Genomic DNA, 15,119 nt, shown 5'->3' on the forward strand with positions numbered 1-15,119 from the left:
TACTGGAGCGCGGTCATCAACGGGATCTGCGCGGTGCCGGTCATGGTTGTGATGATGCTGATCGCGGCACGCGGCGACATCATGGGCGAGTTCACCGTGACGGGATGGTTGCGAACCCTTGGTTGGCTATCAACGATCGCGATGGCGCTTTCCGTTGTGGGCCTGGCTGTACAGTGGATCATGTAGCCGCATTCTGGCCTCCCAGAGCAATCCAGCCGATGCTTGGAACGGTTTGCTCATCTGCTGGTTAGGAACTTATCCCAACCACAGGAGGTTCGCATGCCCCGCGGCGACAAATCGAAATATACCGACAAGCAAGAACGCAAGGCAGACCATATTGCCGAAGGCTATGAGAAGCGTGGCGTCTCGGAAAAGGAAGCAGAGCGCAGAGCCTGGGCGACCGTCAACAAGGATGATGGCGGTGGCAAGAAGGAAGGCGGATCGGGACGCGGAAAGCATACCGGTCACCCAGCTGCCCACAAGGGCGGCGAGAAAGGGGGCACGGCCTCCGCGAACCGTTCAGCCGCTGCCCGCTCGGCCTCCGCGAAGAAGGCCGCCAGGACCCGTGCAAGCCATCACGGTTCTCATTGAGCAACTGGCTCTAGAAGCACAGAGGACGGCGTGCCCCTGCTCAGCAGCCCGTCAACGCCGCCCTTGGTGCCTTCAGGAAGGATATTTCAGATGGCGACGACACCCTCAAAAGATCACCGCATCTCCGACAAAGAGGCCGTTCGCATTGCGGAACAGACCGATGTCTCCCCGCAACAGGCCAAAGACCTCGTAAAAGAACACGGCAAGGAGAAAGGGAAAGAAGAGGCCCGAAAGTCGAAGGACGAGAGTTAGGGGCGGCACGGGTCACGCCGAAACTATGAGGCCCTGGCCCTCTTTCGGAATGCCTTGACGCCCTTTTTCAGGCGAGCGGCTGCGGCTTGCGCGGTCTTCCAACCCTTGAGCTTCACTTTCTTCTCAGTCCCCAGCACCGAGGACAGGAAGAATTGTTCGAGTTCTGCGCGTAACTCCTTGGGAACGCTCCTCGCAACCGGCTCATCAGGAGAATCCTCCTTATGCGGCGAAAAAATATAGCGATCATTCCTGAATTCCGGTCCGCCCTTGTCCTTCTGGACAATCCGCACCGCGCCCAGCAGGTGACATTTCACGACGACCCCAGGAGCGGTGGCGGCCTGATGGATGATCATGCCGTCGAGCGGATCGCCATCGTCGCCAAGCGTCGAAGGGATAAAACCCCAGTCGTAGGGGTAGGTGTTACCGATCGGCAGCGGCCTGGAATACTCGAACACCTGCGTCTTCGGCTCATAGGCAAGCTTTACGGCCGCTCCGCGCGGTGTCTCGACCACAACCCTGAACAGGTCTTTAGACGTTGCAGGAAGAGTAAGCAGGCTTGGCATTTCAGCTTTTCCGTTTCGAGATGGTGCCCTCGGAAAACTGGATTTGCGGACTATTGTTCCGGATATTACCGAGGAGCTGAGCATTGGCCGTGACGCCCCGCACTTTGAAAGGCTTTGGCTACATCGTTTCGACCGTCAGTGTCCTTCTTCTGGCGGCCGTCAGTTGGGAAAGTGCAAAGCAAGACCTTGTGCTCGCCCTTTGCCTTTATGCCGGCGCGGCGACATCGATCATCGGCATGTGCTGCAGGTGGGCTTCCTACGCCATCGAGGAAAAGCATAAAAGGCACGATCCAAGCAAAGGGCTGGAGTTGCGTGCATCGTTGGCGATACCCACCTCGAAGGCGAAAGTGCCTCCCGAACTCCCAACGCCGGTTAGAGTTCCCTTGGCGCGGAAAGATAAATGACTCGTCACTCACCGATACGAGCGTATATTAACTGCGTCGTCTGCAACTGCCACTGGCCAGCAGACGCTTGGGAGCGACCATCGGTGCTTTCGCCCAAACAGGGAGAGCACGATGTCAAGAGCTTCTGACCCGCACGTTCCTACGATTTCGAAACAATACTGAGCGTCGTGTCTGATCTGGCTCGCGCCAATCCGGACAAGTCGGTCGAACTGACGGTTCGAGAAGTTTTCCAGGATCTCTGTGGCGACAAGGATTGTCCGGTCGATTTTGTGACAGCGCTGACAGTCGCGGCCAGCTTGCGCGGCAAACCGGAGGCCGATTATTATGCACGCAAGTTCGGCATCAGCCGCGACGAGGCCGAGCGGATGATGCGCGAAGCCCCCCGCAAAATCGGCTCGTAGCGGGGATCCTAGGCCCCACGGGCGCGCAAATGCCCGAAGACGGCAGGGTGAGCCGATAGTCCCTGCCCTCGCCGGTTCGCCAAGCTCGAATGCTTGTCGCGCCGTTGGATAAGATTGTTGCGGCGCCCGCCTCCCATTTGGGAGAGGCGACGCCAACTCGAAAGCCGTATCATGGCATCCTTCGCCGGCACGCATGCCCGCTTCAGTGCATTCCCGTTGCGGCCGTTCGAGCATGAGGTCCAGATGCATTGGAGATGCGGTTTTTGCAGCCCGACGCCGACGCGCCGGACTTTTCTCGCCGTCCTCGGGCTAGGCGCCGTCTGTGCGTCGACCAGGTTCGCCTGCGCCGAGGCCGGGCCGCCACCTGACCTCGCACGCGAATTGAACCGGCGCCCCCGTATTGCAAACGCTATCACTTGGTTTGCGGCCGCCGCAGCCAATCAGCTCGCCTACGCGCAATGGCCCGCCGCCTGGAAGCAGGAACTGAAACAGTTCTTCGATCTGCTATGGGCGGGACAGCCGCTCAACCTGACCGATCCTCCTCCCAATCAGAGCGCCCCGCCGGCAAACTCGACTCTCTTGAGCGCGGACGATGCGCGGCATCTGTTCCTGGCGCTTGTCGCGCAAAGTCTTGTCGTTGAAATCGGCCGGCGCGTACCCTGGTCGATCGAGCACGACAATGATGCGAGCTTCACAGCCCTCTTCTCACCGACGGAAATGCTGCTGTTCGACCGTGGCACAGGCTTCTACCGGGTGAACTGGTCGGGCATCGCGGCGCCCCCGGATGTCGCGTATCATTTCCTGCGCACGCAAGCGCTCATCGGGCCAACCCGCCGGGCGACGATCGAAAAGCTGCTTCACTGGTGCACAGCGCGGCTCGTGCATTTCACCGGCAACACATCGAATGCGAACCTGGAGCAGCAATAGCAGTATTACGGCCAGCCGCCAATGTCGCGCATCATTTCAGGTACCGTCGCCGCCGGACGCAACCAGCCGCTTCATCATATTACCGAGGGTTGCTGGGGAACGACAGCCTTTCTCACCGCCATGCTGCGGACCGTGAACATTCCCGTGGCCAGGGAGGTGGTCTATGAGAATCCGAAATCCAGGAAAATCTCGCACGCAACGCCGCATTTCCTCAGCGAAGACCTTTATCTAAGCCATGGCGACGATCCCTACAGCCTGTTGGTGCGCCTCAGGCCGTCGCTCACGGCCAGCCAGTTGCTGATCGACCGGCAGTTGTTCAGGCAATGGTTCGAGAGCGGTGACCCGGCCAACAATGTCGGACGACAACCTTTCGAACTGGCGCTGGCCGATCCGCCGATCAGCCTGTTGAAGGACTATGTCGACGATAGTGCCGGCGGTGCCATGAAGACCGGAAAAGTCTGGCAGGCCTATAGCCGCTACTATTCCGCGGCGGAGCTGGAGAAGACCGGGCTTTGGTCCCGGCTGGAGCAGAAGACGGCGACCCTCGGCGGGGCCGAGGCCGTCAAGAAGGAATACAAGGCCGCGTTCGACGCCCTTCAGAAAAGCCTTTCCGAGCCTTAGCTGCCCGCCGAAGGCGAACGGGGTAGCCTCAGGCACTCAAACGGAAACGGGTGACATCGATCGCCGCGTTCATCAGCGTCTGCGTGTAGGGCGCCTGCGGATTGCTGAAGATCGCCTCGGTCGGGCCCTCCTCGACGATCTTGCCCTGCTTCATGACGATGATGTAGTCGGCCATGGCGCGCACGACGGCAAGGTCGTGGCTGATGAAGAGATAGGACAGTTCGTGGTCGGCCTGCAGCTTGCGCAAAAGCTCGACGATCTGTTTCTGCACCGAGCGATCGAGCGCCGAGGTCGGCTCGTCCAGCACCACCATTTTGGGTTTCAGGATCATGGCCCGCGCAATGGCGATGCGCTGCCGCTGGCCGCCCGAGAATTCATGCGGATAGCGGTTGCGCGCGTTCGGGTCGAGGCCGACTTCGCGTAGGGCCTGGACCGCGCGCTGGTCGCGCTGCTTGCCGGAGAGGTTAGGTTCGTGAACCAGAAGCCCCTCGGTGATGACCTGGCCAACCGTCATGCGTGGCGACAGCGAGCCGAACGGGTCCTGGAAGACAAGCTGCATCTGGCGCCGCAGCGGTCGCATCGTCTGCCGGTCGGCAGTGGAAATGTCGCGGTCGCCGAAACGGATGAGCCCGTCACTCGGCAGCAGCCGCAGCAGGGCGCGACCGAGCGTCGACTTGCCGGAGCCGGATTCGCCGACAATGCCGATGGTCTGGTTGCGCTGGAGCCTGATCGAGATGTGGTCGACGGCCCGCAGCATCAGCGCTTCGCCCGCCAGAAAACCACCACCGATCTTGAACGTGACTTCGACATCCTTGCCCTCGAGCACCACGGGCGCGTTGGCGGGCGGCGGCGCCTTGGTGCCCGTCGGTTCGGCCGCCAGCAGCATCCTGGTATAGGCGTGCTGGGGGTTGGCGAAGATCGCTTCCGCCTGACCTTCCTCGACAACCTCGCCCTGACGCATGACATAGACCCGGTCGGCGAAGCGACGGACGATGCCGAGGTCGTGAGTGATGAAGACGATCGCCATGCCGAGCTTGCGCTGCAATTCGGCAAGCAGCATCAGGATCTGCGCCTGGATGGTTACATCGAGCGCCGTCGTCGGCTCGTCGGCGATCAGTATGTCAGGATCGTTGGCGAGCGCCATGGCGATCATAACGCGCTGGCGCTGGCCGCCCGACATTTCATGCGGGTAGGATTTCATCCGCCGTTCCGGATCGGGAATATGAACCAGCCGCAGCAGCTTGAGCGCTTCCTCGCGTGCTTCGGCGGCATTGAGGCCGCGATGCCTGCGGATCGGCTCGATGAGCTGGTTGCCGATCGAATAGAGCGGGTCGAGCGAGGTCATCGGCTCCTGGAAGATCATGCTGATCTTGCGGCCGCGGACCTTGTTCAGCTCGGATTTGCTCATCGTCAGAAGGTTGCGGCCGCGATAGTCGACATGGCCCGATGCCTCGCCGTTGCTGGCCAGCAGGCTCATCGCCGCCATCATCGTCTGGCTCTTGCCGGATCCGGACTCGCCGACCACGGCAACGGTTTCACCCGCATTGACATGGATGTTGATGCCCTTCACCGCCTCGACGGAGCCGTCGAGCGTGCGGAAGCGGACACGCAGGTCCTTGACGTCGAGGATCGTTTCGGGAGCAGCCATCTCAGCGGTCCTTCGGATCGAGCGCGTCGCGCAGGCCGTCGCCGACGAAGTTCAGGGCAAACAGCGTCGAGACGAGGAAGAAGGCAGGAAACAGGAGCAGCCAGTTGGCGGTGCCGATATTCTTGGCTCCGACGGAGATCAGCACGCCCCAGCTGGTCATCGGCTCCTGCACGCCGAGGCCGAGGAACGACAGGAAGCTCTCCAGGATGATGACCTGCGGCACCAGCAGCGTCATGTAGATCACCACGGGACCGAGCAGGTTGGGGATGACATGGCGCAGCAGGATGCCGCGCTGGCCGACTCCCATGGCCTCCGCCGCCTGGACATATTCCTGCCGGCGGATCGATAGCGCCTGGCCGCGCACGATGCGGGCCATGTCGAGCCATAGAACGGCGCCGACCGCCAGGAACATAAGCACGAAGTTGCGGCCGAAGAACACCACCAGCATGATGACGAAGAAGATGAAGGGCAAGGAATAGAGCACGTCGACGATGCGCATCATCACCTCGTCGACCTTGCCGCCGGCAAAGCCGGCCGCGGCCCCGTAGATCACGCCGATAACCACCGCCACCACGCCGGCAAGCAGCCCGATCGCCAGCGATATGCGCCCGGCCATCAGCGTTCTCGAGAGGAGATCGCGGCCGGTGTTGTCGGTGCCGAACAGGAAATACTGCTGCTTGACCGACGTGCTCATCGTCACTTCGAGGCCGTCGGGCGATTTGCTCTCGATCCTGGTGTCGTCGAAGGCGTCGGAACGGTCGAGGTAGCGGATGTTGCGATCATCGATCGGCTTGGTCGAAGTGACCGTGACCGTGACACGCGAGCCATCCTGCTTCCATTCCTTGATTTCGACCCGCATGCGCTTGATCGCGTCGTTGAGGGCGGTCTCGATCATATCGGGCTTGGGATAGGCCGAGAGGCTCGGCGGCGTGCGCACATAGTCGCCATAGATGGTCGTGTATTGATGCGGCACGAACCAGGGCCCGAACACGCTGATGACGGCGATGAAAGCCAGGTAATAGAGGCTGATCATGGCGGCGCGGTTGGCCTTCAGGCGCGCCCAGGCGTCGCCCCAGAGCGAGCGGCCGACAATGACGGGAGCCGTGGCTGCGATGTCAGTCATAGCGCACCCTCAATCATAGCGAACTCTGGGGTCGACGACCGCGTACATGACGTCGACGATCAGGTTGAAGACGATGGTGAAGATGGCGATCACCACCACGGTTCCCATCACCAGCGTGTAGTCGCGGTTGAGAGCCGCATCGACGAAATAGCGACCGACGCCGGGAATGGAGAAGATCGTCTCGACGATGACCGAACCGGTCAGCAGCGCCGCCGCTGCCGGCCCGGTAAACGAAACAATCGGAAGGACGGCGCCGCGCAGGGCATGCTTGACCACAACCGACCAGTCGGAGAGGCCGAGTGCACGCGCCGTGCGGATATGATGGGAGCGCAGGGATTCGATCATCGAGCCGCGCATCAGGCGGGCGACAATGGCGATCTGCGGCAGGGCAAGCGTCAGCACCGGGCCGACCTTGTTGATGAAGGCACCATCGCCCCAGCCGCCGATCGGCAGCAGCTTCCAGGTCAGCCCGAACAGAAGCTGGATCACCGGGGCGATAACGAAAGTCGGAATGGTGCTGCCGGCGGTCGCCAGCGCAATCACCGTATAGTCGCCAAGCCTGTTCTGGTTGAGCGCGGCAATGGTGCCGAGCACGCTGCCGAGCAGCAATGCCAGGATCAGCGCCGAGGCGCCGAGCTGGACCGAAATAGGAAGGCCCTTGGCGAAAAGTTCGGTGACGGTGAAGTCCGGCATGTTGTAGCTCGGCCCGAAATTGCCGCGCAGGAGATTGCCGAGATAGTGGACATATTGCAGCCAGAGCGGATCGTTGAGGCCAAACTGGGCTTCAAGGTTGGCCTTGATTTCCGGGCTGAGGCCACGCTCCTGGTTGAATGGGCCGCCTGGCGCTACGCGCATCAGGAAGAACGCCATCGTCACGATGACGAACAGCGTCGGGATGGCGGTCAAAAGCCGCCGGAATACATATCGCAGCATCGGTGCCCCGCTTGATCCGGAGCCCTCGAGTCCGATTGGACCGACATGCTCCAGCCTGCAAATCTTCGCACCGGATTTTCCGAAAATCGATTCCGCTTCCCGGGCCGATGCGACGGCAACCAACGCCGCCGCACCTCGAAAGGCACGGCGGCTTGGCCAGGGATCAGTCCTTGCTGACGAAGCGGGACGGGTGAACGTCCATCACATTGTCGACAAAGCCATGCAGCTTCGAGGACACGATGTCGTGATAGCTGTAGTAGAGAAGCGGGATCTGGCCGACATCGTCGACCAGGATGCGTTCGGCCTCGGCAAGGTCCTTCATGCGCTCCTCGGGCTTGCCGCCGGCTGCCGCCGCCTTGTCCATCGCAGCCTCATATGCCGGGCTGTTGTAGTTCGAGTAGTTGTTGCCGCTGGCCTTGCGAGAGATGCCGAGGAAGGTTTCCGGATCCTTGTAGTCGGCGATCCAGGCGGCGCGCGCCACGTCATAATTACCCTTCTGCTCAAGGAAGCCGTAATGCGTCTTGGTGTCGGTGTTGAGCAGGGTCACCTCGACGCCGAGCGGCTTCAGCTGTTCCTGGATCGCCACTGCCATGTTCTTGTGGTTTTCCGAGGTGTTGTAACGGATTTCCATCTTCAGCGGATGCTCGGGCGTATAGCCGAGTTTCTCCAGAACCTTCTTGGCGGCGTCCTCGCGATCGATCTGCGGCATATCGGCGAATTTGGCCATTGCCGGTGTGTAGCCCTCGATGCCCGGAGGCACCATCGAATAGCCGGGCAGCATCGAATTCTGCCACACTTTTTCGGCGATGAAATCACGGTCGATCGCCATCGAAATGGCGTTGCGGAGCTCGACATTGTCCCATGGCGCCTTGTCGGTCTTGATCGCGTAGTAATAGGTACCGAGATACGGGCCGACATGGATCTGGTCGCCGAACTTGGTCTTCAGATCAGCGAGCTGTTCGGTGGGCAGGTCGTCGTAGCTGTCGAGTTCGCCGGCCTCGAAGCGCTTCATCGCCGATGAGCGGTCTTCGGTCGGGATGTAGTTGACGACGTCGAACTTGACGGTCGCGGCATCCCAGAATTTCGGGTTCTTGACCAGTTTCATATGGTCGTTGGGAACCCATTCGACCAGCGTATAGGCGCCGTTCGAAACCAGCTTGCCCGGCTTGATCCAGTCGGCGCCAAGCTTCTCGATTGAGGCCTTGCTGACCGGGTAGGTCGCCTGGTGGGTGAGCATCTCCAGGAAATAGGGCGTCGGCGCCTTCAGCGTCACTTCAAGGGTGTTCGCGTCAATCGCCTTGACGCCCATGTCCTCGGGCTTGCCCTTCTTGGTGTTGACGTCCTCCGCGCCCTTCACAGGATACAGCATCGAGGCATACTCGGCGCCAGTGGCCGGGTCTTCGAGCCGATGGAAGGCGTAGACGAAATCGTCCGCCGTCACCGGGCTGCCGTCGGACCACACGCCGTCCTTGCGCAGCTTGAAGGTATAGACCGTGCCGTCATCCGATACCGTCCAGCTTTCGGCGGCGCCCGGAATGAGATTCGCCTTCTCGTCCTGCATGACCAGTCCCTGGAACAGGTCGCGCAGCACGTTGGCCTCATAGACGGTCGAGGTCTTGTGCGGGTCCACCGACTCCGATTCCGCGGCCGTGCCCCTGTTATAGACGCTCTCGGCAAAGGCTGGTGCCAGGAACGTGCCGGCAGCCAAGGTCATGGTCGTCGCGAACACCGTCGCCTTCAGCATGTTTTTCAGCATGAAGTTCTCCCTGTCGGCGCTGCCATCGGCGCGCCTTTCGTGTTGACGCCCCGAAGCCGATGCCTGGCTCCTTTTGAGCGTGCCGCCGGTTCCCTCCGGCAGCTGGTGGCAGGAGACTAGACAGGAGGTAAGCTCTTTTCAACCGAGTACTGAGTGACCCTAAGTCAATCCTCGCAACCGGAGAAGCAACAGCTAAATTAGAACCGCTCTTTCAATCATACACACTCTCAGGTTGTACCCGGAGTTTTCGGTTTCTACATGCCAACTTTTGCATGCCCGGCGCATGGTTCAGAACCTCATTTCCAAGCTCAGAAAGCACGCGTTCCGAACAGATATTTCGGGAACTTCGGCGGTCGAGTTCGCCCTGTTGTCGCCGCTGTTCCTGCTTCTCCTGCTCGGAATGGTTGCGTACGGCATATATTTCGGGGCCGCCAACTCGATCCAGCAGATCGCCGCCGACGCCGCCCGGACAGCAATCGCCGGGGTGAACCAGACCGAGCGTCAGACGCTCGTGGCCAGCTACCTCGCCAACAACGCCGCTGGCTATCCCTTCGTCGACGCCACCAAGCTGACCTACACGGCCAATGACAGCGCGGCCGACGGAAGTCAGTTCGTGGTGTCCATCCAGTACGATGCGCGCAACCTGCCGATCTGGAGTCTCTTCCCGGGCATAGCCATGCCGGGAACCACGATCTCACGTCAGTCGACAATCAGGGTCGGGGGCATCTGATGCTGCCGCGGCATGCCAAAGGCATTGGCCGGCTTGCCCGGTCCATGGTGGGGGACAGGAGGGCGAACTTCGCCGTCATGACCGCATTGAGTGCGCCAGTTGCACTGGCGCTGGCCGCGGTGGCCATAGACGAGGCTTCCATCTACACCGAGCGCCGGGAAGCCCAGGCGATGGTCGACCTGGCGGCCATCACCGCCGCCTCGAACATCAACAACGTCAACACGGCTGTTGTCACCACGCTCACCGACAACGGCATGCCGGGCGTCGTCGTCCAGGCCGCGGGTCAAACCATTGCGCCGGCCGTCGGGAAAACGGTGGTCACCGTTACGCCCGGGCAGTACCTCGCCTCGACCACCAATGTCGGCCAGCGCTTCCAGGCCGGCGTAACGCCCTACAACGCCGTCCGGGTCACCTTGGCGAAGATCCCCAACCGCTATTTCGCAAGTTCGCTGATCCCCACTCCCGTCATCGGCACCCAGGCGACCGCCAGCATGACACCCATGGCGACGTTTTCGGTTGGTTCGAGACTGCTCAGCCTCAATGGGGGCATCATCAACTCCCTTCTCAGCGGACTGATCGGCGGCAACATCTCGCTTAGCGTCATGGACTACAACGCGCTGGTCTCCGCCGATATCGACGTGCTCTCCTTCATGAGTGCCCTGGCCACTCAGTTGAATTTGACCGCCGGCACTTATTCGGACGTGCTGGCTTCCAAAGCAACCATCGGCCAGATCGCTACGGCCATGGCCAATGTTCCCGGGCTGGACGGCACCAGCGCCCTCGCCCTGCAAGCCATTGCGGCAAAGGCCACCAGCACGGTCAAGATCCCGCTCAATACGCTTGTCGACCTCGGCGGTGTCGGCAGTCTGGGAATCGGGCAAAAGCCGCCTGGCCTCGGTGTCACCGCGAGTGCTATCGGAATGCTGACCGCAGGCGCGGTGCTGGCGAACGGTACCAACCAGGTTGCACTCAACCTTGGAGCGACCATCCCGGGGCTTACCAATACGACGCTCGCCATCGCCATCGGCCAACCGATGCAGTCCTCGCCATGGCTGGCGATCGACCAGGTCGGCACGACCGTGCGCACCGCCCAGACCCGCATCAAGCTCGCGGCAAGCGTCACTATCGGCAATTCCGGCCTCTCCGGCGGCGGCAGCCTGGTGTCCGTCAGTCTGCCGCTCAGTGTGGAAGTCGCCTACGCCCAGGCGACCTTGACCGGCATTACCTGTCCGAGCGGACCTTCCAGCATCCAGGTTTCAATCGCCGCGCAACCGGGCATCGCAGCGCTCCACCTTGCTGCCAGCAACACCGACGGCAATCCCACCGCTTTCGCAAACTTCAGCAATCCGCAGACGTTCTCCAACGCCCAGATCGCGGCAATCCAGCTTCTGCTCCTTCCAGTACTCTCGGTAAACGGTTCAGCGGCGACCAACATCACGAATAACTCACCTCAGACGCTGACCTTCAACGCGACGGACATCGCCAACAAGGTGACAAAGACCGTTTCCACCCGAAACATAACACAATCGCTTACATCGTCGCTGCTCACCAGCCTTTCGCTCACGGTCAATGTGCTGGGTCTCGGGCTTGATTTGAGTACACTTCTCAATTCGGTTACGCCTGCGGTCGTCGCGGTGCTGAATGGCATTACCGCGCCGGTCGACAACCTGCTTTACAACCTGCTCTCAACGCTTGGCGTCAGCGTGGGATCGGCCGATGTGCGGGTAACCGGAGCGACCTGCGGACGCTCAGTGCTCGTTCAATAAGGCATTGCGCGGCAAGGCGGATCGCTCGACCGCAGGGATAAGCGGTCATCAGCCCAGTTGACCAACGAAACATCCGAATGCCGGCAACGAAAGCGCGCCTTGCCCAGCGAGCGAGGCGCCACTCAACACTGCTACCACAGCTCCGATATCCGGTGGCAACGGCCAGTTCGCGGGTTCGCCAGCGAAATTGAACACGCAGAGCAGTCTCTCTCCACCGCCTTCGCGGATGAAGGCAAGCATGTCGCCCTCGGCGTCGAGAAAGCGGATCGAACCGCTGACCAGTGCCGGATGCCCTTTGCGCAAGGCGAGCGCCGAGCGATAGGCGGATAGCACCGATTGTTCGTTGTCGTTCTGGGCATCGACCGCACGGGCGCGATGACTTGCCGGCACAGGTAGCCAGGGCCTCGCGGTGGAGAAGCCCGCATTGTCGGCTCCTGCCTCCCAGGCCATCGGCGTGCGACAGCCATCCCTGCCCTTTACGCCTGGCCAGAAGCGGATGCCGACGGGGTCGCGCAGATCCTCATAGGCAAGCTCGGCTTCCTCGAGGCCGAGTTCCTCGCCCTGATAGAGACAGATCGAGCCGCGCAGGCAGGCAAGCAACGCGACCGAGAATTTCGCCACCGCGTCGGGATCGCCGCCGGGCCGCGTCCAGCGGCTGACATGGCGCACCACATCATGGTTGGAGAACGCCCAGCAGACCCAGCCGTCGGCGACCGCCTGTTCGAACGCTTCGACGCAGCCGCGCACATGGGCTGCCGAGAATTGCGGGCCGAGCAGGTCGAATGTGTAGCACATCTGCAGCTTGTCGCCGCCGGAGGTGTAGGCGGCGAGTGTCTGCAGGGAGCGGCCTTCATCGCCGATCTCGCCCACCGCGGCGCGGTCCGGATATTCGTCCAGCAAGGCCCGGAAACGTCTGAGGAAGGCCAGGTTTTCCGGCTGTGTCTTGTCGAACAGATGCTCCTGGAAAAGATAGGTATTGGTCTCGCCATTGGTGCCGGCAACGCTCGACGCCAAGGGCGGATTGCTGCGCAGCCAGCGGTCGTGGACATAGTAGTTGACCGTGTCGAGCCTGAAGCCGTCGACGCCGCGTTCGAGCCAGAACCGCACCGTGTCGAGCAGAGCGTCCTGAACCTCCTGGCTGTGGAAATTCAGGTCCGGCTGCGAAGCGAGGAAATTGTGCATGTAATATTGCCGCCGGGTAGAATCCCACTCCCAGGCAGGACCGCCAAAGACCGACAGCCAATTGTTGGGCGCGTTGCCATCGGGCCTGGCATCGGCCCAGACATACCAGTCGGCCTTTTGATTGTCGCGGCTGGCGCGGCTTTGAGCGAACCATTCGTGCCTGTCGGAGGAATGCGACAGCACCTGGTCGATGATGATCTTCAGGCCCAGACGATGCGCCTCGGCAATCAGGGCGTCGAAGTCCTCCAACGAACCGAACATCGGATCGACGTCGCGGTAGTCCGACACGTCGTAACCCATGTCGGCCATGGGCGACTTGAAAAAAGGCGACAGCCAGACGGCATCGACACCGAGCGAGGCGATGTGGGCAAGCCGTGTGGTGACCCCCTTGAGATCGCCGCTGCCGTCGCCAGTCGTATCCTGGAATGAACGCGGATAGACCTGGTAGATGACGCAGCCGCGCCACCATTCGCCCCCTTGTCCGGCATTGTGGTCGGCCATCACGAACCCTTCTTCGCGCGGACTTTGGCGGCCCTGCGCTCGATCATGAAATTAACGCCGCGACCGGGCAATGGCCGCGCCAGATCGACCGCTTCGATTTCGATGGCCGGATGCCACTTGAACCCCTCGCGCGCCGGTAAGGTGAAGACGCATTGGCGGCGGTCGCCATTGATCAGGACGGCAAGGCGATCGCCCCCGGCATCGCCGAGCAGCATGACGAGGCGATGCCGGGCAGGATCGTTCCAGTCGCTTTCTTCAAGCGGTGCGCCGGTTTCGGTGAGCCAGGCGACGTCGGGAATATCAGATCCTTCTGGATCTCGACCGGTCAGCAGGCGCGTGTCGGCCAAAGCCGGAAAGGCACGGCGGAGCGCCGACAATGCCGCCGTATACTGCTCCAACGCCTCGTCGCGGCCGACCCAGTCGAGCCAGGTTATGGCGTTGTCCTGCGCGTAGGCGTTGTTGTTGCCCGTTTGCGTGCGGCCGAACTCATCGCCAGCGGTCAGCATGATCGAACCGCGCGAGGCAAAGAGCGTAGCAAGCAGCGCGCGCTGGTCAGCGAGGCGCGCCTTGAGTATCCCCGCATTCCCGGTCTCGCCCTCGACGCCATTGTTCCACGACAGGTTGGCGTTGTGGCCGTCACGGTTCTGCTCGCCATTGGCGTCATTGTGTTTTCGTTCGTAGGCCACGATGTCGGCCAGCGTCATGCCGTCATGCGCGGCGATGAAGTCAACCGAGCGGCTGATCGGCGCGCCGGCCTTGCCGAAGACATCGGACGAGCCGGCAAGCCGTGTCGCCAGCGAACCGACCATGCCGCCATCGCCCCGCCAGAAGCGCCTGACATCGTCCCGGTAGCGGTCATTCCATTCGAGGATCGGCGGGTGGAAATTGCCGAGTTGGTAGCCCCCTGGACCGATGTCCCAAGGCTCGGCGATCATCACGCGGTCGGCAAGGACCGGATCCGCGACGATCGCCTGGAGGAGTGGCGCGGCCGGATCGAACATACCATCGACGCGACCTAGCACCGGAGCCAGATCGAAGCGGAAGCCGTCCACGCCGGCCTGGCGCACGAAATGGCGAAGCGTGTCGAGCACCATTTCGCGCACGACAGGATGGTCGCAGGCGACCGTGTTGCCGGTGCCGGTATCGTTGGCCAGCCGGCCGTCCGGCTGGTGCCGGTAATAAGCTTGTGCGTCGAGGCCGCGCAGCGACAATGTCGGCCCCAGCCGGTCGCTTTCGCCCGTGTGGTTGAAGACGAGGTCGAGGATGGTGCCGATCCCGGCCTCGCGGAGCGTCGCGACGGTGGCGCGCAATTCGGCGAGCCCGCCCGGCGCCAGGCGAGGGTCGAGCGCCATGAAGGTGACAGGATTGTAGCCCCAGGCGTTGCTGAGGCCGAGCGGCGGCAAATGCCGCTCGTCGATCGAGGCGGTGACCGGCATCAATTCGACAGCGGAGACGCCGATTTTCCTCAGATGCTCGATAATGGCCGGATGGGCAAGCGCGGCGATGGTGCCGCGCTGCGCTTCGGGCACATCCGGATGGAGTTTCGTGAAGGAGCGGACGTTCAGCTCATAGATCAGGCCGCCGGGCTGGAACAGCGGCGGCAGGATTGGCGCCGTTTTGGTAAAGGTCCTTGCCACCGCCTTGGGCATCAGCGGCGCGGTATCGGCTCCCTCGTTGCGCCGCGCGGCGAGCCGCCAGTGATAGGCATAGGGTCGGTCGAT

At 62.0% G+C, this 15,119-nt stretch carries 15 protein-coding genes and 1 pseudogene; 9 read left to right on the top strand and 7 right to left on the bottom strand.

Annotated features, from left to right (window positions below):
• The 3 genes and pseudogenes from J0I79_RS31055 to J0I79_RS31065 all read left to right on the top strand — a co-directional run.
• Positions 1-186, top strand: a pseudogene (locus tag J0I79_RS31055) (divalent metal cation transporter); the annotation flags it as partial.
• 93 nt (positions 187-279) lie between these two features.
• A complete protein-coding gene (locus J0I79_RS31060; protein ID WP_292868629.1) occupies positions 280-591 on the top strand; it encodes a plasmid stabilization protein in 312 nt (103 codons plus the stop codon).
• A 90-nt stretch (positions 592-681) separates the two neighbouring features.
• Entirely contained in the window at positions 682-843 is a 162-nt protein-coding gene (locus J0I79_RS31065) for a hypothetical protein (protein WP_292868631.1), read from the top strand.
• A gap of 23 nt (positions 844-866) precedes the next feature.
• Here the strand turns inward: J0I79_RS31065 and J0I79_RS31070 are convergent, their stop codons facing one another.
• Positions 867-1,406 (bottom strand): inorganic diphosphatase, encoded by a 540-nt coding sequence (locus tag J0I79_RS31070; RefSeq protein WP_292868634.1) that lies wholly within the window; start codon positions 1,404-1,406, stop codon positions 867-869.
• A gap of 83 nt (positions 1,407-1,489) precedes the next feature.
• On the opposite strand from J0I79_RS31070, the gene J0I79_RS31075 reads away from it, so the two are divergent.
• The 4 genes from J0I79_RS31075 to J0I79_RS31090 all read left to right on the top strand — a co-directional run bounded on the left by J0I79_RS31075 (position 1,490) and on the right by J0I79_RS31090 (position 3,759).
• The gene (locus tag J0I79_RS31075) at positions 1,490-1,810 is read left to right on the top strand and encodes a hypothetical protein (protein ID WP_292868637.1); all 321 of its coding nucleotides are present in this window, start codon (positions 1,490-1,492) and stop codon (positions 1,808-1,810) included.
• Between the two features lie 167 nt (positions 1,811-1,977).
• On the top strand, positions 1,978-2,211 hold the full coding sequence (locus J0I79_RS31080) for a hypothetical protein (RefSeq protein WP_292868640.1): 234 nt from the start codon (positions 1,978-1,980) through the stop codon (positions 2,209-2,211).
• A 171-nt stretch (positions 2,212-2,382) separates the two neighbouring features.
• Complete coding sequence (locus J0I79_RS31085) at positions 2,383-3,138, top strand: hypothetical protein (protein ID WP_292868643.1); 756 nt, start codon at positions 2,383-2,385, stop codon at positions 3,136-3,138.
• A gap of 21 nt (positions 3,139-3,159) precedes the next feature.
• A complete protein-coding gene (locus J0I79_RS31090; protein WP_292868646.1) occupies positions 3,160-3,759 on the top strand; it encodes a hypothetical protein in 600 nt (199 codons plus the stop codon).
• A 28-nt stretch (positions 3,760-3,787) separates the two neighbouring features.
• Here the strand turns inward: J0I79_RS31090 and J0I79_RS31095 are convergent, their stop codons facing one another.
• The 4 genes from J0I79_RS31095 to J0I79_RS31110 form a co-directional block, all read right to left on the bottom strand.
• A complete protein-coding gene (locus J0I79_RS31095) occupies positions 3,788-5,407 on the bottom strand; it encodes an ABC transporter ATP-binding protein (protein WP_292868649.1) in 1,620 nt (539 codons plus the stop codon).
• Position 5,408: 1 nt separating this feature from the next.
• On the bottom strand, positions 5,409-6,530 hold the full coding sequence (locus J0I79_RS31100; protein ID WP_292868652.1) for an ABC transporter permease subunit: 1,122 nt from the start codon (positions 6,528-6,530) through the stop codon (positions 5,409-5,411).
• 9 nt (positions 6,531-6,539) lie between these two features.
• Entirely contained in the window at positions 6,540-7,463 is a 924-nt protein-coding gene (locus J0I79_RS31105; RefSeq protein ID WP_292868655.1) for an ABC transporter permease subunit, read from the bottom strand.
• A gap of 163 nt (positions 7,464-7,626) precedes the next feature.
• Positions 7,627-9,219, bottom strand: a complete 1,593-nt coding sequence (locus J0I79_RS31110) for a peptide ABC transporter substrate-binding protein (RefSeq protein WP_292868658.1) — start codon at positions 9,217-9,219, stop codon at positions 7,627-7,629.
• Between the two features lie 283 nt (positions 9,220-9,502).
• Between J0I79_RS31110 and J0I79_RS31115 the strand changes: the two genes are divergently transcribed.
• Complete coding sequence (locus tag J0I79_RS31115; protein WP_292868661.1) at positions 9,503-9,949, top strand: TadE/TadG family type IV pilus assembly protein; 447 nt, start codon at positions 9,503-9,505, stop codon at positions 9,947-9,949.
• Complete coding sequence (locus J0I79_RS31120; protein ID WP_292868664.1) at positions 9,949-11,715, top strand: TadG family pilus assembly protein; 1,767 nt, start codon at positions 9,949-9,951, stop codon at positions 11,713-11,715. Before J0I79_RS31115 ends, J0I79_RS31120 begins: the two co-directional genes overlap by 1 nt.
• A gap of 48 nt (positions 11,716-11,763) precedes the next feature.
• On the opposite strand, the gene J0I79_RS31125 is transcribed toward J0I79_RS31120, so the two are convergent.
• Positions 11,764-13,398 (bottom strand): alpha-glucosidase family protein, encoded by a 1,635-nt coding sequence (locus tag J0I79_RS31125; RefSeq protein ID WP_292868667.1) that lies wholly within the window; start codon positions 13,396-13,398, stop codon positions 11,764-11,766.
• Positions 13,398-15,119: glycogen debranching protein GlgX (gene glgX / locus J0I79_RS31130; RefSeq protein ID WP_292868670.1), on the bottom strand; the 1,722-nt coding region annotated here is incomplete at its 5' end. The genes glgX and J0I79_RS31125, both read right to left, overlap by 1 nt.

The organism is Mesorhizobium sp., assembly GCF_017306585.1.
In the GTDB taxonomy this organism is placed as follows: Bacteria; Pseudomonadota; Alphaproteobacteria; order Rhizobiales; family Rhizobiaceae; genus Mesorhizobium.